Source organism: Methanocaldococcus vulcanius M7, assembly GCF_000024625.1.
Classification (GTDB): domain Archaea; phylum AGJL01; class Methanococci; order Methanococcales; family Methanocaldococcaceae; genus Methanocaldococcus; species Methanocaldococcus vulcanius.
The window spans coordinates 502,656-522,345 of sequence record NC_013407.1 but is presented as its reverse complement, the minus strand read 5'-3'; the positions used below and the strand labels follow the sequence as shown (position 1 = coordinate 522,345).

The 19,690-nt window shown below is 30.3% G+C and carries 21 protein-coding genes; 10 read left to right on the top strand and 11 right to left on the bottom strand.

Features of this window, described 5'->3' with window-relative positions; translation table 11 throughout:
* Positions 1 to 68 precede the first annotated feature (68 nt).
* Both METVU_RS02705 and METVU_RS02700 read right to left on the bottom strand, forming a co-directional pair.
* Positions 69 to 1,106, bottom strand: coding sequence for a hydroxymethylglutaryl-CoA synthase (locus METVU_RS02705; protein WP_015732629.1), 1,038 nt, complete (start codon positions 1,104 to 1,106; stop codon positions 69 to 71).
* 118 nt (positions 1,107 to 1,224) lie between these two features.
* Positions 1,225 to 1,914, bottom strand: a complete 690-nt coding sequence (locus METVU_RS02700) for a helix-turn-helix domain-containing protein (RefSeq protein ID WP_048196739.1) — start codon at positions 1,912 to 1,914, stop codon at positions 1,225 to 1,227.
* A gap of 326 nt (positions 1,915 to 2,240) precedes the next feature.
* On the opposite strand from METVU_RS02700, the gene METVU_RS02695 reads away from it, so the two are divergent.
* Positions 2,241 to 2,990: an ATP-binding protein gene (locus tag METVU_RS02695; protein ID WP_015732627.1), complete on the top strand. Its 750-nt coding sequence runs from the start codon at positions 2,241 to 2,243 to the stop codon at positions 2,988 to 2,990.
* 55 nt (positions 2,991 to 3,045) lie between these two features.
* Here METVU_RS02695 and smc read toward each other — a convergent pair whose 3' ends face one another.
* The 3 genes from smc to METVU_RS02680 form a co-directional block, all read right to left on the bottom strand.
* Complete coding sequence (smc, locus tag METVU_RS02690; RefSeq protein ID WP_015732626.1) at positions 3,046 to 6,564, bottom strand: chromosome segregation protein SMC; 3,519 nt, start codon at positions 6,562 to 6,564, stop codon at positions 3,046 to 3,048.
* A gap of 286 nt (positions 6,565 to 6,850) precedes the next feature.
* Positions 6,851 to 7,825 (bottom strand): methanogenesis marker 2 protein, encoded by a 975-nt coding sequence (locus METVU_RS02685; RefSeq protein ID WP_015732625.1) that lies wholly within the window; start codon positions 7,823 to 7,825, stop codon positions 6,851 to 6,853.
* A gap of 108 nt (positions 7,826 to 7,933) precedes the next feature.
* A complete protein-coding gene (locus METVU_RS02680) occupies positions 7,934 to 9,178 on the bottom strand; it encodes a phosphoglycerate kinase (RefSeq protein ID WP_015732624.1) in 1,245 nt (414 codons plus the stop codon).
* Between the two features lie 370 nt (positions 9,179 to 9,548).
* On the opposite strand from METVU_RS02680, the gene METVU_RS02675 reads away from it, so the two are divergent.
* From METVU_RS02675 to METVU_RS02655, 5 genes are read left to right on the top strand one after another with little or no spacing between them, the layout of a single operon-like run.
* Positions 9,549 to 10,529 carry an ABC transporter substrate-binding protein gene (locus METVU_RS02675; RefSeq protein ID WP_015732623.1) on the top strand — a complete coding sequence of 327 codons (981 nt, stop codon included), beginning with the start codon at positions 9,549 to 9,551 and terminating at the stop codon, positions 10,527 to 10,529.
* Positions 10,530 to 10,588: 59 nt separating this feature from the next.
* Positions 10,589 to 11,563 carry a porphobilinogen synthase gene (gene hemB, locus METVU_RS02670; RefSeq protein ID WP_015732622.1) on the top strand — a complete coding sequence of 325 codons (975 nt, stop codon included), beginning with the start codon at positions 10,589 to 10,591 and terminating at the stop codon, positions 11,561 to 11,563.
* A 32-nt stretch (positions 11,564 to 11,595) separates the two neighbouring features.
* On the top strand, positions 11,596 to 12,186 hold the full coding sequence (locus METVU_RS02665) for an RraA family protein (protein ID WP_015732621.1): 591 nt from the start codon (positions 11,596 to 11,598) through the stop codon (positions 12,184 to 12,186).
* A gap of 55 nt (positions 12,187 to 12,241) precedes the next feature.
* Complete coding sequence (locus METVU_RS02660) at positions 12,242 to 12,817, top strand: TIGR00267 family protein (RefSeq protein ID WP_015732620.1); 576 nt, start codon at positions 12,242 to 12,244, stop codon at positions 12,815 to 12,817.
* A 10-nt stretch (positions 12,818 to 12,827) separates the two neighbouring features.
* Complete coding sequence (locus METVU_RS02655; RefSeq protein WP_015732619.1) at positions 12,828 to 13,334, top strand: DUF2115 domain-containing protein; 507 nt, start codon at positions 12,828 to 12,830, stop codon at positions 13,332 to 13,334.
* Between the two features lie 30 nt (positions 13,335 to 13,364).
* Here the strand turns inward: METVU_RS02655 and METVU_RS09040 are convergent, their stop codons facing one another.
* From METVU_RS09040 to METVU_RS02645, 3 genes are all read right to left on the bottom strand, one after another.
* Entirely contained in the window at positions 13,365 to 13,535 is a 171-nt protein-coding gene (locus METVU_RS09040) for a hypothetical protein (protein ID WP_015732618.1), read from the bottom strand.
* Positions 13,516 to 13,956 (bottom strand): prefoldin subunit alpha, encoded by a 441-nt coding sequence (gene pfdA / locus METVU_RS02650; protein ID WP_015732617.1) that lies wholly within the window; start codon positions 13,954 to 13,956, stop codon positions 13,516 to 13,518. Before pfdA ends, METVU_RS09040 begins: the two co-directional genes overlap by 20 nt.
* A gap of 208 nt (positions 13,957 to 14,164) precedes the next feature.
* On the bottom strand, positions 14,165 to 14,578 hold the full coding sequence (locus tag METVU_RS02645) for a CBS domain-containing protein (RefSeq protein ID WP_015732616.1): 414 nt from the start codon (positions 14,576 to 14,578) through the stop codon (positions 14,165 to 14,167).
* A 248-nt stretch (positions 14,579 to 14,826) separates the two neighbouring features.
* On the opposite strand from METVU_RS02645, the gene METVU_RS02640 reads away from it, so the two are divergent.
* Positions 14,827 to 15,294, top strand: a complete 468-nt coding sequence (locus tag METVU_RS02640; RefSeq protein ID WP_015732615.1) for a methanogenesis marker 6 protein — start codon at positions 14,827 to 14,829, stop codon at positions 15,292 to 15,294.
* A complete protein-coding gene (hjc, locus tag METVU_RS02635; RefSeq protein ID WP_015732614.1) occupies positions 15,284 to 15,706 on the top strand; it encodes a Holliday junction resolvase Hjc in 423 nt (140 codons plus the stop codon). The genes METVU_RS02640 and hjc overlap by 11 nt, the downstream gene beginning before the upstream one ends.
* Positions 15,707 to 15,885: 179 nt before the next feature.
* Here hjc and METVU_RS02630 read toward each other — a convergent pair whose 3' ends face one another.
* The 3 genes from METVU_RS02630 to METVU_RS02620 form a co-directional block, all read right to left on the bottom strand.
* Positions 15,886 to 16,329, bottom strand: coding sequence for a hypothetical protein (locus METVU_RS02630; RefSeq protein WP_015732613.1), 444 nt, complete (start codon positions 16,327 to 16,329; stop codon positions 15,886 to 15,888).
* Positions 16,330 to 16,422: 93 nt separating this feature from the next.
* The gene (gene selB / locus METVU_RS02625; RefSeq protein WP_015732612.1) at positions 16,423 to 17,814 is read right to left on the bottom strand and encodes a selenocysteine-specific translation elongation factor; all 1,392 of its coding nucleotides are present in this window, start codon (positions 17,812 to 17,814) and stop codon (positions 16,423 to 16,425) included.
* A complete protein-coding gene (locus METVU_RS02620) occupies positions 17,814 to 18,218 on the bottom strand; it encodes an Rpp14/Pop5 family protein (protein ID WP_015732611.1) in 405 nt (134 codons plus the stop codon). Before METVU_RS02620 ends, selB begins: the two co-directional genes overlap by 1 nt.
* Before the next feature lie 231 nt (positions 18,219 to 18,449).
* On the opposite strand from METVU_RS02620, the gene nadC reads away from it, so the two are divergent.
* A complete protein-coding gene (gene nadC / locus METVU_RS02615; RefSeq protein ID WP_015732610.1) occupies positions 18,450 to 19,298 on the top strand; it encodes a carboxylating nicotinate-nucleotide diphosphorylase in 849 nt (282 codons plus the stop codon).
* A 64-nt stretch (positions 19,299 to 19,362) separates the two neighbouring features.
* Entirely contained in the window at positions 19,363 to 19,668 is a 306-nt protein-coding gene (locus tag METVU_RS02610) for a hypothetical protein (RefSeq protein WP_015732609.1), read from the top strand.
* Positions 19,669 to 19,690: the final 22 nt, after the last annotated feature.

The following is a 19,690-nucleotide window of genomic DNA, read 5'->3' as shown; positions in this document are numbered from 1 at the left end:
CCACCTTCTTGTAGGATTCAGAATTTAGTAAATTAATTTAAATTTGTAGTTTTTAGATTTTTGTAGATTTACATCTTAATTTTTCTTCTGAATTTAGCATATATCGCATAGTCGATATATTCTTTTCTTTCTAAATAATAAGCAGTTTTTGGTGCTTTATCTTTGATTTTATTTATTCTTTCAGTTATTGTTATATCAAAAGCATCACTCCCAGCTCCGCTACCATAGGAGACAGCTAAAATTCTCTCTCCTCCTTTACAATTATCTAAAATATTTGATAAACCTAAAGGAACCGCTCCTGAATATGTATTTCCTATTTGGGGAGTTAGTAATCCATATTTGTATTGCTCTTCTTTAAAACCCAGCGTCTTGGCTACTCTAATATAAAACTTTCCGTTTGGTTGATGAAAGACGCAGTAATCATAATCCTCTGGCTTTGTTCCCATCTTTTCCATTAATCCCTTAGCGGCATTGATTACATGCTTAAAGTATGCTGGCTCTCCTGTAAATCTCCCTCCATGTCTTGGATATGGCTTTCCCTCTCTTCTCCAAAAGTCGGGAGTGTCTGTTGTGTATGAATAAGTGCCGTTGAATTCAGCTATAACGTTTGATTTTCCTATTATGTAAGCAGCTCCTCCTGCTGCTGCCGTATATTCCAATGCATCTCCCGGAGCTCCTTGGGCAGTATCTGCTCCAATAGCTAATCCGTATTTTATTAAACCACTCTCAACCAATCCCATACACATCTGAATCCCAGCAGTTCCTGCCTTACAAGCAAATTCTAAATCTGCCGCAGTCAGTTCTGGAGTTGCATCTATTGCCTCTGCCACTATGGTTGATGTTGGTTTAACCGCATAGGGATGACTTTCACTACCTACATAAACTGCTCCAATATCTTTCGGATCTATTTCAGCCCTTTTTAAAGCATTTCTTGATGCTTCAACGGCTATGGTTGCAGTATCTTCATCTAAACTTGGAACTGCTTTTTCATAAACTAAGAGTCCTTTTTTTATTGCATTTGGGTCTTTATTCCAAACCCTTGCTATTTCTTCAACTTTTATTCTATATTTTGGTATATATGCTCCGTATCCGACTATTCCTACCATTTTTTCACCGTAAGCAATAATTTTTTAACTTATGATTTGATTTAATTTCCAACAGAAAAAATTAAATTAAAAATTAAATTAAGAAAAACAAGACCAAATATTAAATATTAATACTTAATTAACCATTCAAACGCTTTATTAACTCTTTTGTATCTAATCTTGTTGTTATTAATGGAATATTGTCTATTTTTGCCAATTTTATTGCTAAATTATCTATTTTCCCAGGGGTTATTCCTTGTAGAACAACGACTCTCGGTTTCATTATGCTAACTCTAACAGCAACCATTGGGCTTCTTCCCGTGGAAACGTTTGTAAATATTAATGCTCTTTCAGTTGTCCAACCATATAGATGGTAGAAATCATCTCCGGTCATTTCCAATATTGCCTTTATGCTATCAACTACTGTGTGTCCATAAATTTGCATTTCTGAAACATCTCCAACGACCATTTCTCCATCTATAATGTCTAAAAATTTTTCTAAAGATATGGGATTTTCATATTCTTTTATTGATAAAATTGCCTTCATTGAGGGACTTTTATCTAAAATTCTCTTTAATGCTTTTATTGTCTGTCCGCCTTTTTCTTTATCTATCTCGATCAATGCTAAAACATATTTTTTTACAATGTTCACTCCTGGATTTTTTCGTCTTCCAACTTCATAATCGCTTATAACGGATGGAGATACATTTAAATATTTTGCAAGTTCGATTTGCTGTATATTAAACAAATTTCGCCATTTTTTTAATGCCTTTCCCGTATTTTCAGACAATACTATATCTCCTATTATATGCATCGCAACTTTCTCCATAGTAATCACAAAATAAAGATAAAAATTCCATATTATATAAAGTTTTTGATTTTGTAGAAAATTGATAAGTTTATTGTCGATATAATCTAAATTTTCACATATTCATTAATCCTGATGTTTATCTTGTTTATTTGATTATCTTATATTCACATAATCAAAATTTTAAATAATGGTAAATAAAATAAAGTAGAACACAATAAAAGCATATCTTATCAAACTAAGATTAATAATTAACCGATAAAAATAGATAAAATAATAAAAATGAAAATAAAAAATAATCGAAAAAAGCATAGAAAAATATTCAAAAATGGCATAAGAGGGAAAGCATGAAAATATCAATATGTGGTAAAGGAGGATGTGGTAAAAGTTCAATAACTGCTTTAATATCAAAAGAACTTGCAAATAGGGGTTATAAAGTTTTAGTAATTGATGGGGATGAATCGAATTTAAGTTTACACAGATTGCTTGGAGTTGATTTACCAAAGGATTTTATCGAGTATCTTGGAGGTAGGAAGAAATTTATGGAAAAAGTGAGAAAAAAAGCTCTTGGAAGGAAGGTTAAATTGTTTGATGAGGATATAAGTATAAACTCACTTCCAAAGGAGTACGTCTCTGAGAAGGGAAACATTAAGTTTCTCGCTGTTGGAAAGATACACGACTTTGGAGAGGGTTGTGCCTGCCCAATGGGTGCTCTTTTGAGGGAATTTTTAAATGCATTAAAACTTAATGATGGAGAGGTTGTTGTGGTTGATACCGAAGCAGGAATAGAGCATTTTGGAAGAGGGGTTGAGAGTGGTTGTGATGTAATTGTTGGTATTATCGATCCAACGTATGAGTCAATTAACCTCTCTAAAAAAATAGAAGAAATAGGAGAAAAATTAGGAAAAAAAGTTTATTTTATAATTAATAAGGCAGATGATAACACAAAAGATCTTATATTAAAAAATGTTAGCAGAGATAAGGTTATTGCAGTAATTCCACAAAGAGAGGAGATAATGAAGTGTGGATTGCTTGGAGAGGAAATGGACATTGATGTTCCAGAAATAAAAGAGATCGTTGACAAATTATTAAAATAAAAATATTAAATAAAAATACAAGAAATATTATTTAATCTTATCTTCAATAGTTTATTTATAATTTAATTCCAACAACTTTACTTAATCCATTTTCCATGTAAACTCCATAAACAACATCTGCTTTGCTAACCATTTGCTCTCTATGGCTTATAACAATAAATTGGCTATATTTTGAAGCATTTTTAATCATATCTGCAATTAATGACACGTTTTTAACATCTAAAGCGGCATCAACTTCATCCAAAACATAGAACGGAGAAGGATTTAATTTTTGAATGGCAAATAAAAAGGCCAGTGCAGTTAACGATTTTTCTCCTCCACTCATTGCATCTAAACTTAAAAGTTTTTTTCCTTTTGGAGAAGCATCTATTAATATACCTCCCTCAAATGGATTTTCCTCATTTTCTAAGCTTAATTTTCCAACTCCTCCAATTTCTCTATAAACCTCTTCAAAATTCTTGGCAACTTTATTAAACACTTCCATAAACACTTCTTTTTTTCTATTTTCTATCTCTTCCATTAATTGGAGGCATTTATTCTCGTCTCTCTCATATTCTTTCCTTTTTTCGATTAATTCTTTGTATCTCTCCTCAACGTATTTATAGTCCTCAATAGCCCTCATATTTATTGGTTCTAACTTTTTTATTTCACTTTCAAGCTCTCCTATATATATCTCCAGTTCCTCAATTGTCTTTTCTTCTAAACCATCTTTTATTTCTACTTTTTCGCATAAATAAAGTTTTCGTTCTTCTTCTTCTAATTTACTCTCATATTTTGCTTTCTCAACGTTAAGTTCGTTTATTTCATTTTCAATTTCTTTTATTTTTTGCAATAATTTCTTTTTTTCATGTTCCAATGTTTCAATCTCATTTTCAATCTTCTCTTTCTTTTCTGTTAGTTCCTTTAAATTTTTAGCTAATTCGTTATATTTTTTCTTTTTTTCGTTTAATATTTTTAAATTATTCTTTATACTTTCTTCATAAAACGATATATTCTTCTCTAAAACCGACTTTTTATTAATTAACTCTGATATTTTTTTGTTTAGTTCTTCTGTTTTTGGAATTAAAATTTCTTTGATCAGTGTGAGTCCTTTTTCAATCTCATTTTTTAGTCCTATTTTTTGTTTTTCTAATTTTGTTATCTCTTCTTCGATCTCCTTTATTCTTTTTAAATTTTCATCGCTTTCATATTTTCTAAGCTCTTTTATCACATTCTCTCTTTTTTCCATCAGTTCATCTATTTTTTTCTCTATTTTTTCTATATTTCTCAAAATTTCTTCTTTTTCAAGATTTAATTCTTCTATTTCATCAAGGATCTCTTCATTTTTCAGAGTTAACTCTTTTATCAATGAGGAATTTTTCTCTAAAATTTCCATTCTTCTCATTTCATTTTTCTTGATAATTTCCAATGTATTCTCAATTTCCATTTTTTTAGACAGGTTTTTTCTAATTATCTCATTCAATCTATCGATTTCATCTTTCAGAGATTTTAGTTCGTTTTCAATTTTTATAATCTCATCAGCTATCCTATTTAATTTATTTAAATCAACATCTACTTTAATTTTAGCCCTACTCTTGAATGTCCCTCCGATCATAACTCCACTTGGCTCTATCACATCTCCATCAAGTGTTACAAACCTTACTTTTCGATATTTTTTTGATAACTCTTTTGCTACGTCTATATTTTCAACGATAACAGTATTTCCAAAAACATACTCAAATACATCTCTATATTTCTCATCAAACTCTACAAGATCTATGGCTCGTCCAACTACTCCTTTTTCGTTTATAAATACTGTTTCCCGTCCTTCAATTCTATCCATTGGCAAGAATGTTGCCCTTCCAAGTTTTCTCTCTTTTAAATATTTTATTGCCCTAACTGCATCTTCCATTCTCTTAACTACGAGGTAATTAAGCCGATTTCCTGCAGAGACCTCAATTGCAGTTTTATATTCAATTTTTGTTTTTCCAAGATTTCCTACAATATCTATAACGCCAGGGAGTTTGGCATTTAAAATTTCCTTGATTGTTCGGTCAATAGATAGTTCTTCCATCTCTTTTATTGCTTTAATCCGGGCATTTTCTTTTATATATTCTGCATGTAATTCATCTAATTTATTTTGGAAATTTTTCTTTTTTTCTTCAATTTCGTTTATCTTTCGTTTAGAAAATTCTATCTCTACTTTTATATTTTCTAATTCAATGTATAAAGATTTTGTATCTACTTCCTCTGTTGATTCAAGCTCTTCTTTTAGTTTGTTTATGGTTTCAGTATTTTTTTCAATTTCAAAGTTTTTTCTGTTCAGTATGTTATCTAAATCATTTAATTTCTTTCTTAGAGAATATAATTCATTCTGATTTTTTGAGATTTCGTCGGTAAGTTCCATTTCCATCTTTTTTAAGTATTTTATTGTATTTTCACTTTCATTTATAGTAGTTTTAAGTCGTTCCTTTTCATAATTTAGATTTTTTATTTGCTCTTCAATTTCTTTTATTTTTTCTTCTTTTTTAATGATTAAGTCCCTATTTTCTATAATTTTTTGTTTAGTTTCTTCAATCTCTCTTTTTTTATTTTCTATTTCCCTCTCAATCTTGATTACTTCATTTTTAGATGAATTTAATATCTTTTTATCATTTTCTATCTCTATCTCCAACTCTTTTATAGATTTATGAAGTTCTAAAACCTCTTCATTGCCTTTTTCATTTAACTCAGTTATTATATTTTTTAATCTATTTTTTAAGGAATTTATTTCATCATCAAGTGATTTAACTTTATCTAAAAACTCGGACTTTAATTCCTCTAAATTTTTTATATCTTCTTTTAAATTATCCAGTATTTTTGTTAGATAATCAACTTTTTTTAAGAGGAGAGCATACTTCGCAGATTTTAGCTCACTATTTAAGCTTAAATATAATTCTGCATCTTCTTTTTCTTTTTGGAGTTTTTTTAGATTATTTTCTACCTCACTTATTCTTATATCTATCATTTCTATTAATTCTCTTGCTTTTTTTAATTCTTCTTCTGCTTTTTTCTTTTTTTCATCAAATTCAGCGATTCCACTAATTTCATCAATTATCTTCCTTCTCTCTATTGGTGATACGTTGATTATCCTCAAAAGATCTCCCTGAGAGATCACATTATTTCCTAAAAGTCCTAATTTTCTAAATAAATCTATAATTTCCTGTTTAGACATTTTTCTCCGTTTTTCTTTATCATTATCTTTCCAGATCAAGTAATAATTACTCTCCCCACTTTTTTTTATCCTTCTTAATATTCCCACTCGATCTGCATTTATGTTAAATGTTTTAAATGTGTCATTTTCATTTAAAAAATAAATACAGACCTCTGCAAAATCTGCACGTTTTCCGTTGTGATATGTAATCAACCCGCTGAATTTATTTGCCCTTAACTTTTTTGCAGACGTTTTTCCAAGAACAAATAGGATCGCATCTACTATGTTTGATTTTCCGCTTCCATTCGGCCCAACAATTGCTGTAAATCCTTTAGGAATATCGAGGGATAGTTTTTTAAAAGATTTAAAATTTTTTAATTCAATTTTTTCTAATGTAGTCATGCCGATCACCAAAAACTGGGGCTTTAATGTTTATCTTTTTATTTTTATTTTACTTTTTATTTGCATTTTGCCTTTTCTTTTTTATGTTCATTTAGGTTTACATTTACATATATTTATATAATCTTTGTATAATTTTACACATTGTAATTTCAAAATTTATAAATTTATCGGATAAAAATAGATCTGTATATGTTTTATATTTTTTGTTTCATACTTTTTCTAATTTTTATTTAAGATTACATTGTTAGGTATATTGGATAACAGAAATTTTAATGTTTAAGCAGTTTTAACAGCCACATATAAATTCTTTCTCAAAATCAAAAATAATCTCTTTATTTTCTCCATCTGTAAGGTAAAGTTTTTTCTCAGCAATAACATCTCCACAGATCTCAGCAGTCATTTTAACGTCTTCAAAAATATCTTTTATTTCTTTAAAATTCTCCTCTTTTGCAGTTAACACATATCCACTTCCTGGATACACTTTAAGCCAGTGTATTAAATCAATTTCCTCAGGTTTTGGAATTTTTGTTATATCTACAATTCCTCCCTTCCTCGAAACTTCTAATAACATCCCTAACGTTCCAATAGATCCGGGATTACTTATATCTTTGCATGAATTAGCTAACTTATTCTCTGCAATTTGAACTAATGCATCCATCTGGGCTTTAACTACTTTCTTTGATTTCATTGTTGTTGTGTCCCAATTTAATGGAAATGATTTATAAATTTGCCCAACTAAGTCATAAGCAAATATGATTTTATCCCCAATTTTTGCGTTATCACTTCTCAATATACAGTCCTTTTTAGCAATTCCAGTTATTGAGACATCTAAAACATTACATATCGCATCTGGATGTGTGTGCCCTCCAACCATTGGCACTCCAAATTTTTTTACACCGTCTTTAACTCCTTTTAAAACCTCTCTGCAAATATCTTTATCTTTTATACTTATTATATTGGTCATTCCAATACATTTTCCTCCCATTGCTGCAATATCTTTACAGTTAACTAAAACAGAGCAATATCCTGCCCACCAAGGATCTGCCTCTAAGAGTTTTCCCCAGATTCCATCAGCTGCCAATAATATTGCTTTATCTCCATCTATTCCTATAACAGCAGCATCATCACCAAAATCTACAATAATATCAAAATCATAGTCGTCATCTTCAAATTTAAATGTCTCAATAACGTCTTTTATTGCAATTTTCCTTAAAATTCCTTCAAAATTTTTTATTTCGTTGATGATGTTTTTTAAATCCATAGGATCCCCTTTCTCTTTTTGGTAATATTATTCATCTAATTTTTAATACCATAGTTTTTAAAGGTTTCTATAAAAATTAAAAATGATTTTATAAGATTTCTAAACAGTTTACTCTTTGTATTTTTTGTATGATTCTTTAAGCATTTCTATCACTGGCAACTTTTCTCCAGCTAAAAAGTCCAAAGTTGCACCTCCTCCAGTGCTCACGTGATCTATTTGACTTGCAAGTCCGAATAATTCCGCAGCTGCGGAAAGGTGTCCTCCTCCAATCACTGAAAATCCATTAGAAACTGCAATCGCTTTCAATAACTCTTCAGTTCCCTTCGCAAACGCTTCTTTTTCAAACACCCCTGCGGGACCATTAGCAACAATGGTCTTTGCGTTTTTAATTATCTCTTGATAGTGTTTTATGGTTTTTTCTCCAATATCGTTTATTAATCCACTTACTTTTTTGTTTTTATCCAACTCCTCCTCTATTCTCTCATCATCTACATTTATTGCCACGTCAACAGGAACCTCTATTTTCTCCCCAAATTTATCTAATAACCTTTTTGCAACTTCTATTTGATTTACTAATCCAAGATTCTCTATAACATTCATATTTATTCCCAAATCATAGCCCATTGCAATAAGAAATATATTTGCAACGATTCCAGATGTTAAGATCTTATCAGCAGTTCCATTTTCCAAAACATTTTTAATAACTCTTATTGAATCATCTGCCTTAGCCCCTCCTAAGACATAAACACATGGCTTTTCCGGGTTTTCTAATACCTTAGACAACACACTAACTTCTTTTTCCATTAATCTTCCAGCGATCATCGGCATATAATATGAAAAGCCAACTAATGACGGCTGAGCCCTATGTGCTGCTGCAAAGGCATCATTAATAAAATAATCAAAAAGAGGAGACAATCTTTTAATTAAATTTGTTTCTGCCTGTTTTTTTGGAGTTATGTCCTCCCATTTTTTCCATTCACTTAAAACTTCTTCAGAATAAAATCTAATATTCTCTAACAATACCACATCTCCATTTTTCATATTAACTATTGCCTCTCTTGCCGTAGTTCCGATAACCTCATCCACATACTTAACATCCTTTCCAATAATTCTCGATAAAACCTTTGCATGATTTTTTAAAGTTGTAAAATCCTTCTTCCCAGGTCTACTTTGGTGGGCTAAAATAACAACCTTTGCCCCTCTATTAATAAGTTCAGTTATTGTGTTTTTTATCTCTCTTATTCTCTTATCATCTAATATTTCTTCCGTATTCGGATCTATTGGACAATTTATATCAACTCTGAGAACCACTCTCTTATCTTCAAAATTAAAATCATCAAGTGTTAGAAACATGGGCATCCCTCTTATTTTAATTTATTTTTGATTTTATTTTTTTGCCTTTATTTTTTCTGTTTTTTTATTTTTTATTTTTCAAAGCCCTTTTAAGTATTCATATGTTTAGTATATTAGATTATATAGATTATAAAGTAAAAGTATCGCTCATAAGAGGAGTATTGTGGTTATTTCTTCTATTTGTTCGTTCTTAGTTGGTATGTGGTAATACTATAAAGAAATTTTAACAATTTTAGCAGTGGGGTATTTTTTCTTAATGTCTTTAATGTTTTTATTTTTTAAAGTTTTTGCAGAAAAAATAAATATACCCAATTATAAAGAAATCTTAAATAATATTTAAATTATCTTTACCAATGACTACTGTGGTATTATGACACCAAACTTTTATAGATATTTCAACAGTGCGGTTAAATATGCAGTTCATTTTGATATAATGGATGATCATATCTTTGACTCTGAAAGTAATAAAATTCTATTAAAAAAACCTCCAAAAAGTGTTATAGTTGCAGATGCCATGTTTATAGATACTGCCTATTTATTGAACATTAAGAAGATGATCAAAAGTGTTAAAGGAGTTTTTTGGGCAGATGTTGTTTTAAAAAATTATCCCATCTATAAAAAATATGTGGATGGAGAAATATTGAATGTTGGGGGAGATGGAATTACCAACTACGAAAACATTTTAAATATAAATCCAGATATTGTAATTCTCATTGATTGGAATATATTTAATCCACTATCTAAGTGGTTAAGAAATAAAAATATCAACTATGCAAAAACTGGAAATTATAAAGAACCGAGCTTTCTTGGAAAGATTGAGTGGATAAAATTCTATGCATCAATATTTGGTAAGTTTAAAAAAGCAGAAAAGATATTCAACAAAATAGTGGAAGAAAAAAAGAGAATATTCAACTCACTTAATAAAGTTAGATACAAACCCGTTGTAGCATTTTTTGGTTATCATAAAAATAGAGCATATGTATATGGAAAAGACCACTATATACCTCACTTAATAAACGATCTAAAAGGAAATTATTTATTTGAAAATGTAGAAGGAATATGCTATCAACCAATAGACAGAAGAGAATTCATAAATAAAGCCAGATATGCTGATGTTTGTATATTAGATAGTATGGGAGAGGAGATAGATACCAAAAAACTATTAAAAGAAAACCCCGAATTTCTAAAATTTAAGGCATACAAAACAGGACATTTTTATATAACTTCAAGTGATTACTTAAAACATGAAACATTAAATTCAATAGAGGTTTTGGAAGAATATGCAAAGCTCCTACATCCAAAAATCTACAAAACTGAGGATTTAAAACACTTCATTAAACTTACGAAATAAAAATCAAAATAAACCTTTAAAAAATAGAAAAATAGAAAGCCAAGAAAGAAGGGGTTAATATGTTAATAAGGCCAAGAAGATTAAGAAAAAACCAAAAAATTAGGAACTTAGTTAGAGAAACTACTTTAACAACGAATGATTTAATCATGCCAATTTTTGTGGATGAAAATCTGAAAGAAAATGAAAAAAAAGAAATTAAATCAATGCCCAATCAATACAGGTTTAGTGTAGAAGGAGCCATAAACGAAGCAAAAGAAATAACGGATTTAGGAATTCCAGCAGTGATATTGTTTGGTATCCCAAAGCATAAGGATGAAACAGCAAGCTCTGCCTATGATAAAAACGGAGTTGTTCAAAGAACTATAAGAGGTATTAAAGATGAGTTAGGGGATGAACTTTTAGTTATTGCCGATTGTTGTTTATGCGAATACACAAGCCATGGACACTGCGGAATAGTTAAAGATGGAAAGATCTTGAACGATGCTACCCTCCCAATATTGGCAAAGATCGCTTTATCCTATGCAGAAGCAGGAGTCGATATTGTAGCTCCCTCGGACATGATGGATGGAAGAGTTAAAGCAATAAGAGAAGTTTTAGAAAAAAATGGTTATGATGATGTTGCTATAATGAGTTATTCAGCCAAATATGCCTCATCTTTTTATGGACCGTTTAGAGAAGCGGCTGAAAGTGCTCCAAAATTTGGAGATAGGAGAAGTTATCAAATGGACATAGGAAATGCAAGAGAGGCAATGAGAGAGATCGCCTTAGATATAGAGGAAGGGGCTGATCTAATTTTGGTTAAACCAGCCCTTCCTTATTTAGATATAATAAGAATGGCCAAGGATAGATTTGATATTCCCATTGGTGGCTACTGTGTAAGTGGAGAGTATGCAATGATAGAAGCAGCAGCAAAAAATAACTGGTTAAATCGAGATAGTGCAATATTCGAAGTATTAATGTGTATAAAGAGGGCAGGGGCTGATTTTATTATAACATACTGGGCTAAGGAAATTGCCAAAAAACTAAAACAGTAAAAAATCAGAAAGAAAAAATTCAAGTGGGATGTATGAACATCTTAAAGAATTTTTCAGTTCCAAATTTATGTGATGCAGGGGCTAAGCCGTTAAACGGGATAAAACCGATTTTAGAAACTCAGAAAATTGTCTTTGGAGAAGCAATAACTGTAAAAACAAATTATAACGATTGGGGAACTTTAATTAAAGCGATAAGCTTTGCCAGAGGTAAGATCATTATCGCAGAGATCGTTGGAGATAAAAAATATGAAACAGCTGTTTGGGGCGGCTTAGCATCATTAAATGCAAAAATTAAGGGTGTTAAAGGAGTTGTTATAGACGGATGCGTCCGAGATTTAGAAGATATTAGATATATAAAATTCCCCGTCTTTGCGAAAAATTTCTGCCCAAATGCAGGGAAACCTTTAAATCTTGGAGAGATAAATGTGCCATTGATTATTAGCGGTGTTAAAATAAACCCCGGAGATATAGTCGTAGGGGACTGTAATGGGGTTGCCATAATCAAAAAGGAAATATTAGGAGAAATTATCGAAAATGCTAAACAAGTTAAGCATAAAGAACAGGTTATTCGGGAGAGATTATTAAAATGTTATGATTTAAAAGACATTTTGGGTCTGAAATAAGTTTATATCACTAACAATAAATCAAAAATTCCAAAAAACTAAACAAAGGTGATAAGTGTTGAAAGTTCCGCGTCGTCTAAAACCGATCTTAAATAGAATAAACGGAGAGGCAGAGACAAGATACATCGTTAGAGGATTAATTGATGGCTCATTATCCGCCCTTGGAGTTGTTATTGGAGCAAGTGGTTCAGCAGATGCGTCAGTTATAATTGCGGCAGGGCTTGGAGGGGGGATAGCTAACGGTTTATCCAATATTCTTGGAGCTTTTACTGCTGAGAAGGCCTCATTAGAAAGAGAAAGAATACAGAAAGAAAAAAGTTTACTAAAAAAGAGCGGATATTTAAAAAAATCTGTGATATATCAAAAAGCAATAAGAGAGACAATGATCTGCGGTCTTATTGATGGAATATCGACTACAATAGGATCAGCCCTTCCAGTTGTGCCATTTTTCGTTTTTGATATAAAAACTGCTCTTTATGTTGCAATAGGCATAACTATAACGATACTTTTTATTTTAGGAGTATTTATTGGAAAGATCTCAAGAGAAAATGTAATAATATCTGGAATAAAAATGGTTGTAGGAGCATTAGTTGTTGCAATGCTATGTTTTTTGATAGAAGGAATTTTTTAGATGTGAAATTATGAAATCCAGAGAACTTCTTAAAAAATTAAAAAAGGAGTTAGAAAATTTCAGCATTTATGATATAATGATGGTAAGAAGCTTTATAGAAAAAGATGCCAAATATCTTCCTCCACAATATAGAGAACATTACATAAATTCTATGATGAAATATTTAATTGAAACATTCCACGAAATTAAGAAAAAAAAGTGTGAAGATATTAAAGATGAGGAGATAGATGAAGAAAAATTAAAAAAGATGTTAGAAAGAATAGAGCGATTTAAAAAATACAACACACCAGAAGAAGAAAAATTTATAAAACTATCAAAAATACTATGTCCTTATTTAGCGTTCATAGCAAAAAAACCACTACATCCAACTTACTTAACCTTCCCAGGAAATGTAAGGATCATTAAAAAAGGAAACACCTACTACTGTCCAGTAAAGAATAAACAAATCAACGAATACTCCCTCTGCGAGTTCTGCGTTTGCAGAAGTTTTGATGAACTGAAAAGCAGTAAAAATTAAATAAAAAAAATAAAAAAATAAAAAATAAGTTTATTTACAGCTTTCATTTTCGTTTTCTTTCTTTTTTAAAAAGTTTATCGCCTCTTCTTTACTAACCTCTACCCAAATCCCTGACATTTCAATATAGATCTTCCTACCCTCTGGTAGCGATTTTAGAAAACTTATTATCTCATGAATATCTTTATTCGGACTTCTCCTCATTTTCCTCCTCTTCTACATTTTCTTCAGATGTTTGTTGAGTTTCTGCAATAAGATCCTCTATTTTTGCATACAACTCCGCAATTGCTTGCTCTAACACTAATCTAAATGCTAATAATTTTTTTATTTCATCCTCTATGTATTTTAATGCTTCTTCATAGTCCAATTCAGCGGAGATATTTTGCCCAACTGAAACTACAACCTTATCCATCTTTTCTACTTTCATCTCTACCTGTGCAATGCTTCCAACAGGAACTAAGACAGTTTTTCCCTCTCCCAATGTCTTTAAACCTTTTAAAGTAGCCAATGATTGCCTTAAAGTTGCGATAGTCGCATCTAACTTTCCTATCTCTGCTCTTAAACCTTCAATTTGAGCTATATATGCCCTAACTGCCTCATTTATATCTAAAACTTCGTTTGTCATAATCTCCCCCTCCTTTATTCAATTTATATCTTAACTTCATAAAATTTATTCATAAATATTATATTTTACTTCCTAATTAATGTATTAGTTAGAAGTTCTATAAAAAGTTTGTGGTTTTGTGTGTTGTTATGGCACAAAATTACACATAAGTAGACAATACAACAATATAATAAAAATTATATAAAAAATAATAAAAATAGAAGAAAACTTAAACTATCTTCGAGATAATCCTAATAATATCCCCATCAGATATAATTCCAACTAATTTGTTGTTTTCATCAACTACTGGAAGTTGATTAATAATCTCCTTTTTATCTTCTAAATTCATCTTTTTTATTGCCTCTAAAAGGTTAGCTGACTCTTTTATCGTTATTACATTTTTTGTCATTACATCCCCAACTTTGGTTTCTAAGGTATACCTATCCTTTATTAAATTGTATCCAATATCAGTGGTGGTAATTATTCCAACAACCTCGTTTTTTTCATTGACTACTGGAAGAGAGCTAATTTTATATTTTAACATTTTTTCAAACGCCTCTACAACTCCCTCCTCACTATCAACTGTTATCACATCCTTTGTCATCACATCTCTAATCTTTATACTACTAAGGGTCTCGATCATTCTAACACCTTTTCAAAATGAAGAAAAATTATTTTTAATTAAAAATAAAAATAATGTGATATAAAAATACCGAGTATTGACTATAAATAGAAAACTTTATAAAGAGATTGATTAATAAAAAACCGCAAAAAATGCCCAATATTTAATGATTAACATCTTAAAAGTAATAAACGGATAAGGATAAATAATAAAATAACAAAAGACATAAAATTAATAGACATAAAAATTAAACGATTTACGGTGAAATTATGAAAAAAACCAAAGTTATTGTATTAGCAGAAAATGCATTAACAACACCAGGAAGGTTGGTTAGATATATAAATTCATTAAATCAGCCAGTCCTTGTAAAAGAAACGTGTTTTGGAGCATATATTGAAGGAGAAGAGGACTTAGTAGATACCTTAGCCCAAAAAATTAGGAACTTTGAAAGAAACAGAATATTCTGCAAGGATAGAGGATATGCAATCTGGGATAAAAGGAGATGTAGGGCATTCAGAGGAGGGGGTCCAAGAGAGGGTTTCCATCAATTAGAGGCAGAGCAGAGAGTATTAGATAAAGTTGGATTGGCATTAGACAATATAGATAAAAATGGCATAATGCCAATAGATCAGTTAAGGGCTAAGGAAGAAGAGTTAATAAAGAGAGAAAGCAAAATTCCAGTTGAAGAATTTAAAAAAATAATAGATAAGGTATTAGGGAGCAAAAATGAAGCATAAATATAGAAAAGGAAGTTCGTTTGAGAGAGAATTAAAAAAACTCTTAGAAGAGGAAGGTTTTGCAGTAGTTAGAAGTGCGGGAAGTAAAGGAGTTGATATAATTGCCGGAAAAGATGGCAAGATACTAATATTCGAATGTAAGTCATCTTCAAAATCAAAATTTTATGTAAATCGAGAAGATATTGAAAAACTTATAACATTCTCCAAAATATTTGGAGGAACACCTTATTTAGCAGTGAAACTTGATGGAGAAGTTTTATTTGTAGATCCCAATTTACTATCAAAAAGAGGAAAACATTATCCGATAAGCAAAGAGATCAAAGTAATTTCCCTAAGTTTTTATGAGATTGTAGGAAAAGGAAAGCAATTAAGGATAGAAGAGATATGTGAAACTAAAAAAGATGAAATATAAAATTAATTGGGACAGAAATATATAACGAAAATAAATGAAAAAGGAAAAGTAGATTTAAAGTATAAAAGAGAATATAAAAAGAGAAAAAAGAAAATAAAAGGAGCGTGATATGTTCATAATTTTTAAAAGTTAAAATTTATAATTAGACATTTATATAATTAGATATAATTAGACAATAATTACATCTGAATCTTAAACTTCTGCTTTTTCTGGTTTAAATTTAAATTTTCAATAATGATTTTTGAAATTATCATACTAAGTAGAGCTATTTTTTTCGGTTTCACTACAACAGAGATGTGCTTGTCATTTTTGTGAAATCCAACAAGAACCGATGCGACTCTACTCTCATCAGCAGGTAATACACCAATAGAAACTCTCCCATCCACACCAAAGACAGTTCCCACATCGTAGATCTCACTAATCTTTATTCCATCTTTTTTAAAATCCTTGTTTATTTTTTCAGCGATTATCGCACTTTGTTCCATAAGTATTTTTAATAATGCCGCTGATTCAAAATTTAATCTAATATCTTCCTCAATGTCTTTACACTTCATTTTTAAAATTACAAGTTTTTCGTTAAACTCCACACCCAACTTTTTATATGGCAGGTTCACTACATACACAACTCTCACCAAAAACAATTAAAATTCGTGTGTGTAAAGAGTATTTTTGTTATGTAGGGTATATAAAAGATACGGTTTTAGTATCTGCTGATCTCAACCCCACTTTCTAACTCTCTTTAACACTGCCTTTTCTCCCCCCTCTACATCATCCTCGAAATCTACCAACAAATAACCCTTAGTTCCAAATGTTCCCTTTATAACTCCCCAAATGTCCTTCTCTGGGATATAAACTTTCTCTCCAATAAGCTTTTCTCCCGATATTTTTGATGTGGCAAGTCCCTCTATGTATACTCTATCTTTCTTTTTAACAACTTTTCCTTCTTTAATTACAATTTTTTTAAGATCTACGTTTTTAAAATCAACTATTCTTCCAAAACCACAAATTCTCAAAGTCGTTGGAGGTAGATCTAATCTCATGATCAGAAGTTTATCCCCTTCTTCGACTACAACCTTCTCCTCTAACTTAAACATACAGTAGCAAGACATTCCTTTTTTAACTTCATTCAGCACAATAGGTTCTTCCTTATCATTTATTTTTTCCAACGTATATGGAATTATTGTAGCAGGAACTGTTAATAGCCCAACATTTACATGAACTTTCATCTTAGGGGTTAGATCATATTTAAAAAGGTCTAAAATCTTTATTTTTGCAATAAATTTATCAACCACTTTTAATTTTGTATCTTCTGATGTCAATACGCATCCTCTAAACAAACTCTCTGGCTCTACACCCATTAACGACATTCCTACTCTATCTCCTGCATACGCTCTTTCTACATCCTGTTTAAAACATTGTATACTCTTAACTTTAACTTCTTGATTTATTGGTAAAATTTTTAGTAGATCTCCAACTTTTACGGTTCCTTTATGGATTGTTCCAGTTATAACTGTTCCGACACCCTTTATCTTAAATGCATGATCTATTGGCATCTTTAAATAACAATCAATCTCCCTCTTTATATTAATAGTATCTAATAACTGTTTAAGTTCTTTTTTCAAATGATCTATCCCTTCTCCTGTCTTTGCTGAAATTTTTACAATTTTAGAGTTTTTTAAGTACAAAGTTGAGTTCAATATCTGCTTCATCAGTTCTTCTGTTCTTTTTATCTCCTCACTACTTGCAATATCTATCTTATTCAAAACCACTATTGTAGGAATTTTTAATAGATCTAACACCAAAAGATGTTCTCCTGTTTGTGTTTTTGGCCCTTCTTTTGCATCTACAACAAGCAAGGCAACATCTATAATATTTCCTGCCCCAATTGCTGTTCTTATCAACTCAGAATGTCCAGGAGCATCAACTAAGGTGATTCGATAGTTGTCAAGGACAAATGAAGAAAAACCTAAATCAATAGTTATTCCTCTTTTTTTTGATTCTTTTGGTTTATCTAATGCAGATGTTGAGATTATCTCTGTTAATTGTTTTGCCAGTTCTGTTTTTCCATGATCTATATGCCCAAACAACCCAACATTTACGTTCTTCATCATCCCACCGATTTATTAGATTTTTTCTTCATTTTCTCTCTTCTAACTAAAAACCATCTTTTTGGATGTTTTATTCCTAAAAATTTAATTTTGGCCTTTCTTATCGTCCCAGAAACACCAAGACATATGATATTTATCGGTTTTTCTTTGAATTCATTTACAAGTATTAAGGATGCTTTAACGTAATCAACATTATCCCTCTGACATCTTAAAATTCCATATGGAAAATTATAATAAACGAGCCAGGGATTTGCCTTTGAGGTTCCCCAACTTCCATAATAATCTAAAACAGCTCTTCTTATTAAGTTTACCAGCTCTCCTTCTTTTATTTCTTCATCATAAATTATTTTAAAGGCAATATATCTTTTTTTCTCCCGCAAAGTGGGAGGTAGTGTTTTAAGCATTGTTTTCACCGTGAGTATTTATTTTTAAAGTATTTTAAAATATTATGTTATTTTAAAGTATATAGAAGTTATAATAAACGACGATTCTTTCTAAAACCGACAATTTTTAAATATGTTATCTCCATATTAAAAAGTATATATTCAATAAGTAAGTTATTATGCATAATATAATGTTGGTTTCAATAGCAAAAGAATTAAAAAATAAAAATTATAAAAATAAATTGGGATAAAATGCTAAAAGATTATGCATTAAAAGTTCTAAAAAAGTCATTGGAGTATGATGTCGGGTTTGGAGATCTAACAACTGAATCTATAATTCCAAATAACACAATTGCGGAGGGGTTTATTGAAGCGAAAGAGACGTGTATAGTTTGTGGAATAGATTTTATCGTTGAGTTTTTTGAAAATTATGGAGTAAAGTGTGAAAAGCTTGTTGAAGATGGAGATAAGGCACTTGGAAAGATCTTAAAAATCAAAGGAGATGCAAAAACAATATTAATTCTTGAAAGAACCGCCTTAAATTTGATAATGCATCTTTCAGGGATCGCTACGACAACCAATAGAGTAGTGAAAAAAGTTAGAGCAGTTAATAAAAACGTTAAAATAGCATGCACAAGAAAGACACTTCCAATGCTCTCCCCACTACAAAAGTATGCAGTAATTGTCGGGGGAGGAGATCCACACAGATTTAGGTTAGATGACTGTATTCTAATTAAAGATAACCATATATCGGTAGTAGGATTAAAGGAAGCAGTAAGAAAAGCAAGAGAAAAAGTTAGTTTTACAAAAAAGATCGAAGTAGAGGTTAGCAACTTTAAAGAACTTAGAGAGGCACTTGAGGAAAAAGTAGATATTATAATGCTTGATAACTTTAAGCCAGATGAAATAAAAAAAGCATTGGAAATAATTAATGAATTTGAAATAAAAAATAAGTTTAGACCCATAATTGAAGTCAGTGGAGGAATTACTGAAAAAAACATTTTAGATTATGCAATTCACAATGTCGATGTTATTTCTCTCGGATTTTTAACTCACTCAGTAAAGAGTGTAGATATGAGTTTAACCTTAAAAAGAATTTAGAGATTAATAAAATTGAAAATAAGCTCAAATAATTTAAAAGATAATAACTTTAAAGGGAATTAGTATGAGTGTCGTTGTAATAATACTACTCCTAATAGTTTCTGTTGGCATTGCTGGAGCATACTGCATTTTAATGAAAGAAAAATCCCGAAGTATTAGTGTTTACGAAAAATGTCAGCAAGAAAAAATAGAAAGTGAGATTAAAATGTTAAAGTCCCTAAATAAAAGCGTATCGTCAAAAACATCCGAGGATGTTATAAACAACATAATGAAAAGTGAAAACACCATTTTAAAGAACGCGTTAAATGACGATAATATTTCTGATGAAGATCCAATAAGAAAATTAAAAAATACTAAAAGATTTAAATAGTTAAGTCAAAATAGATTTAATG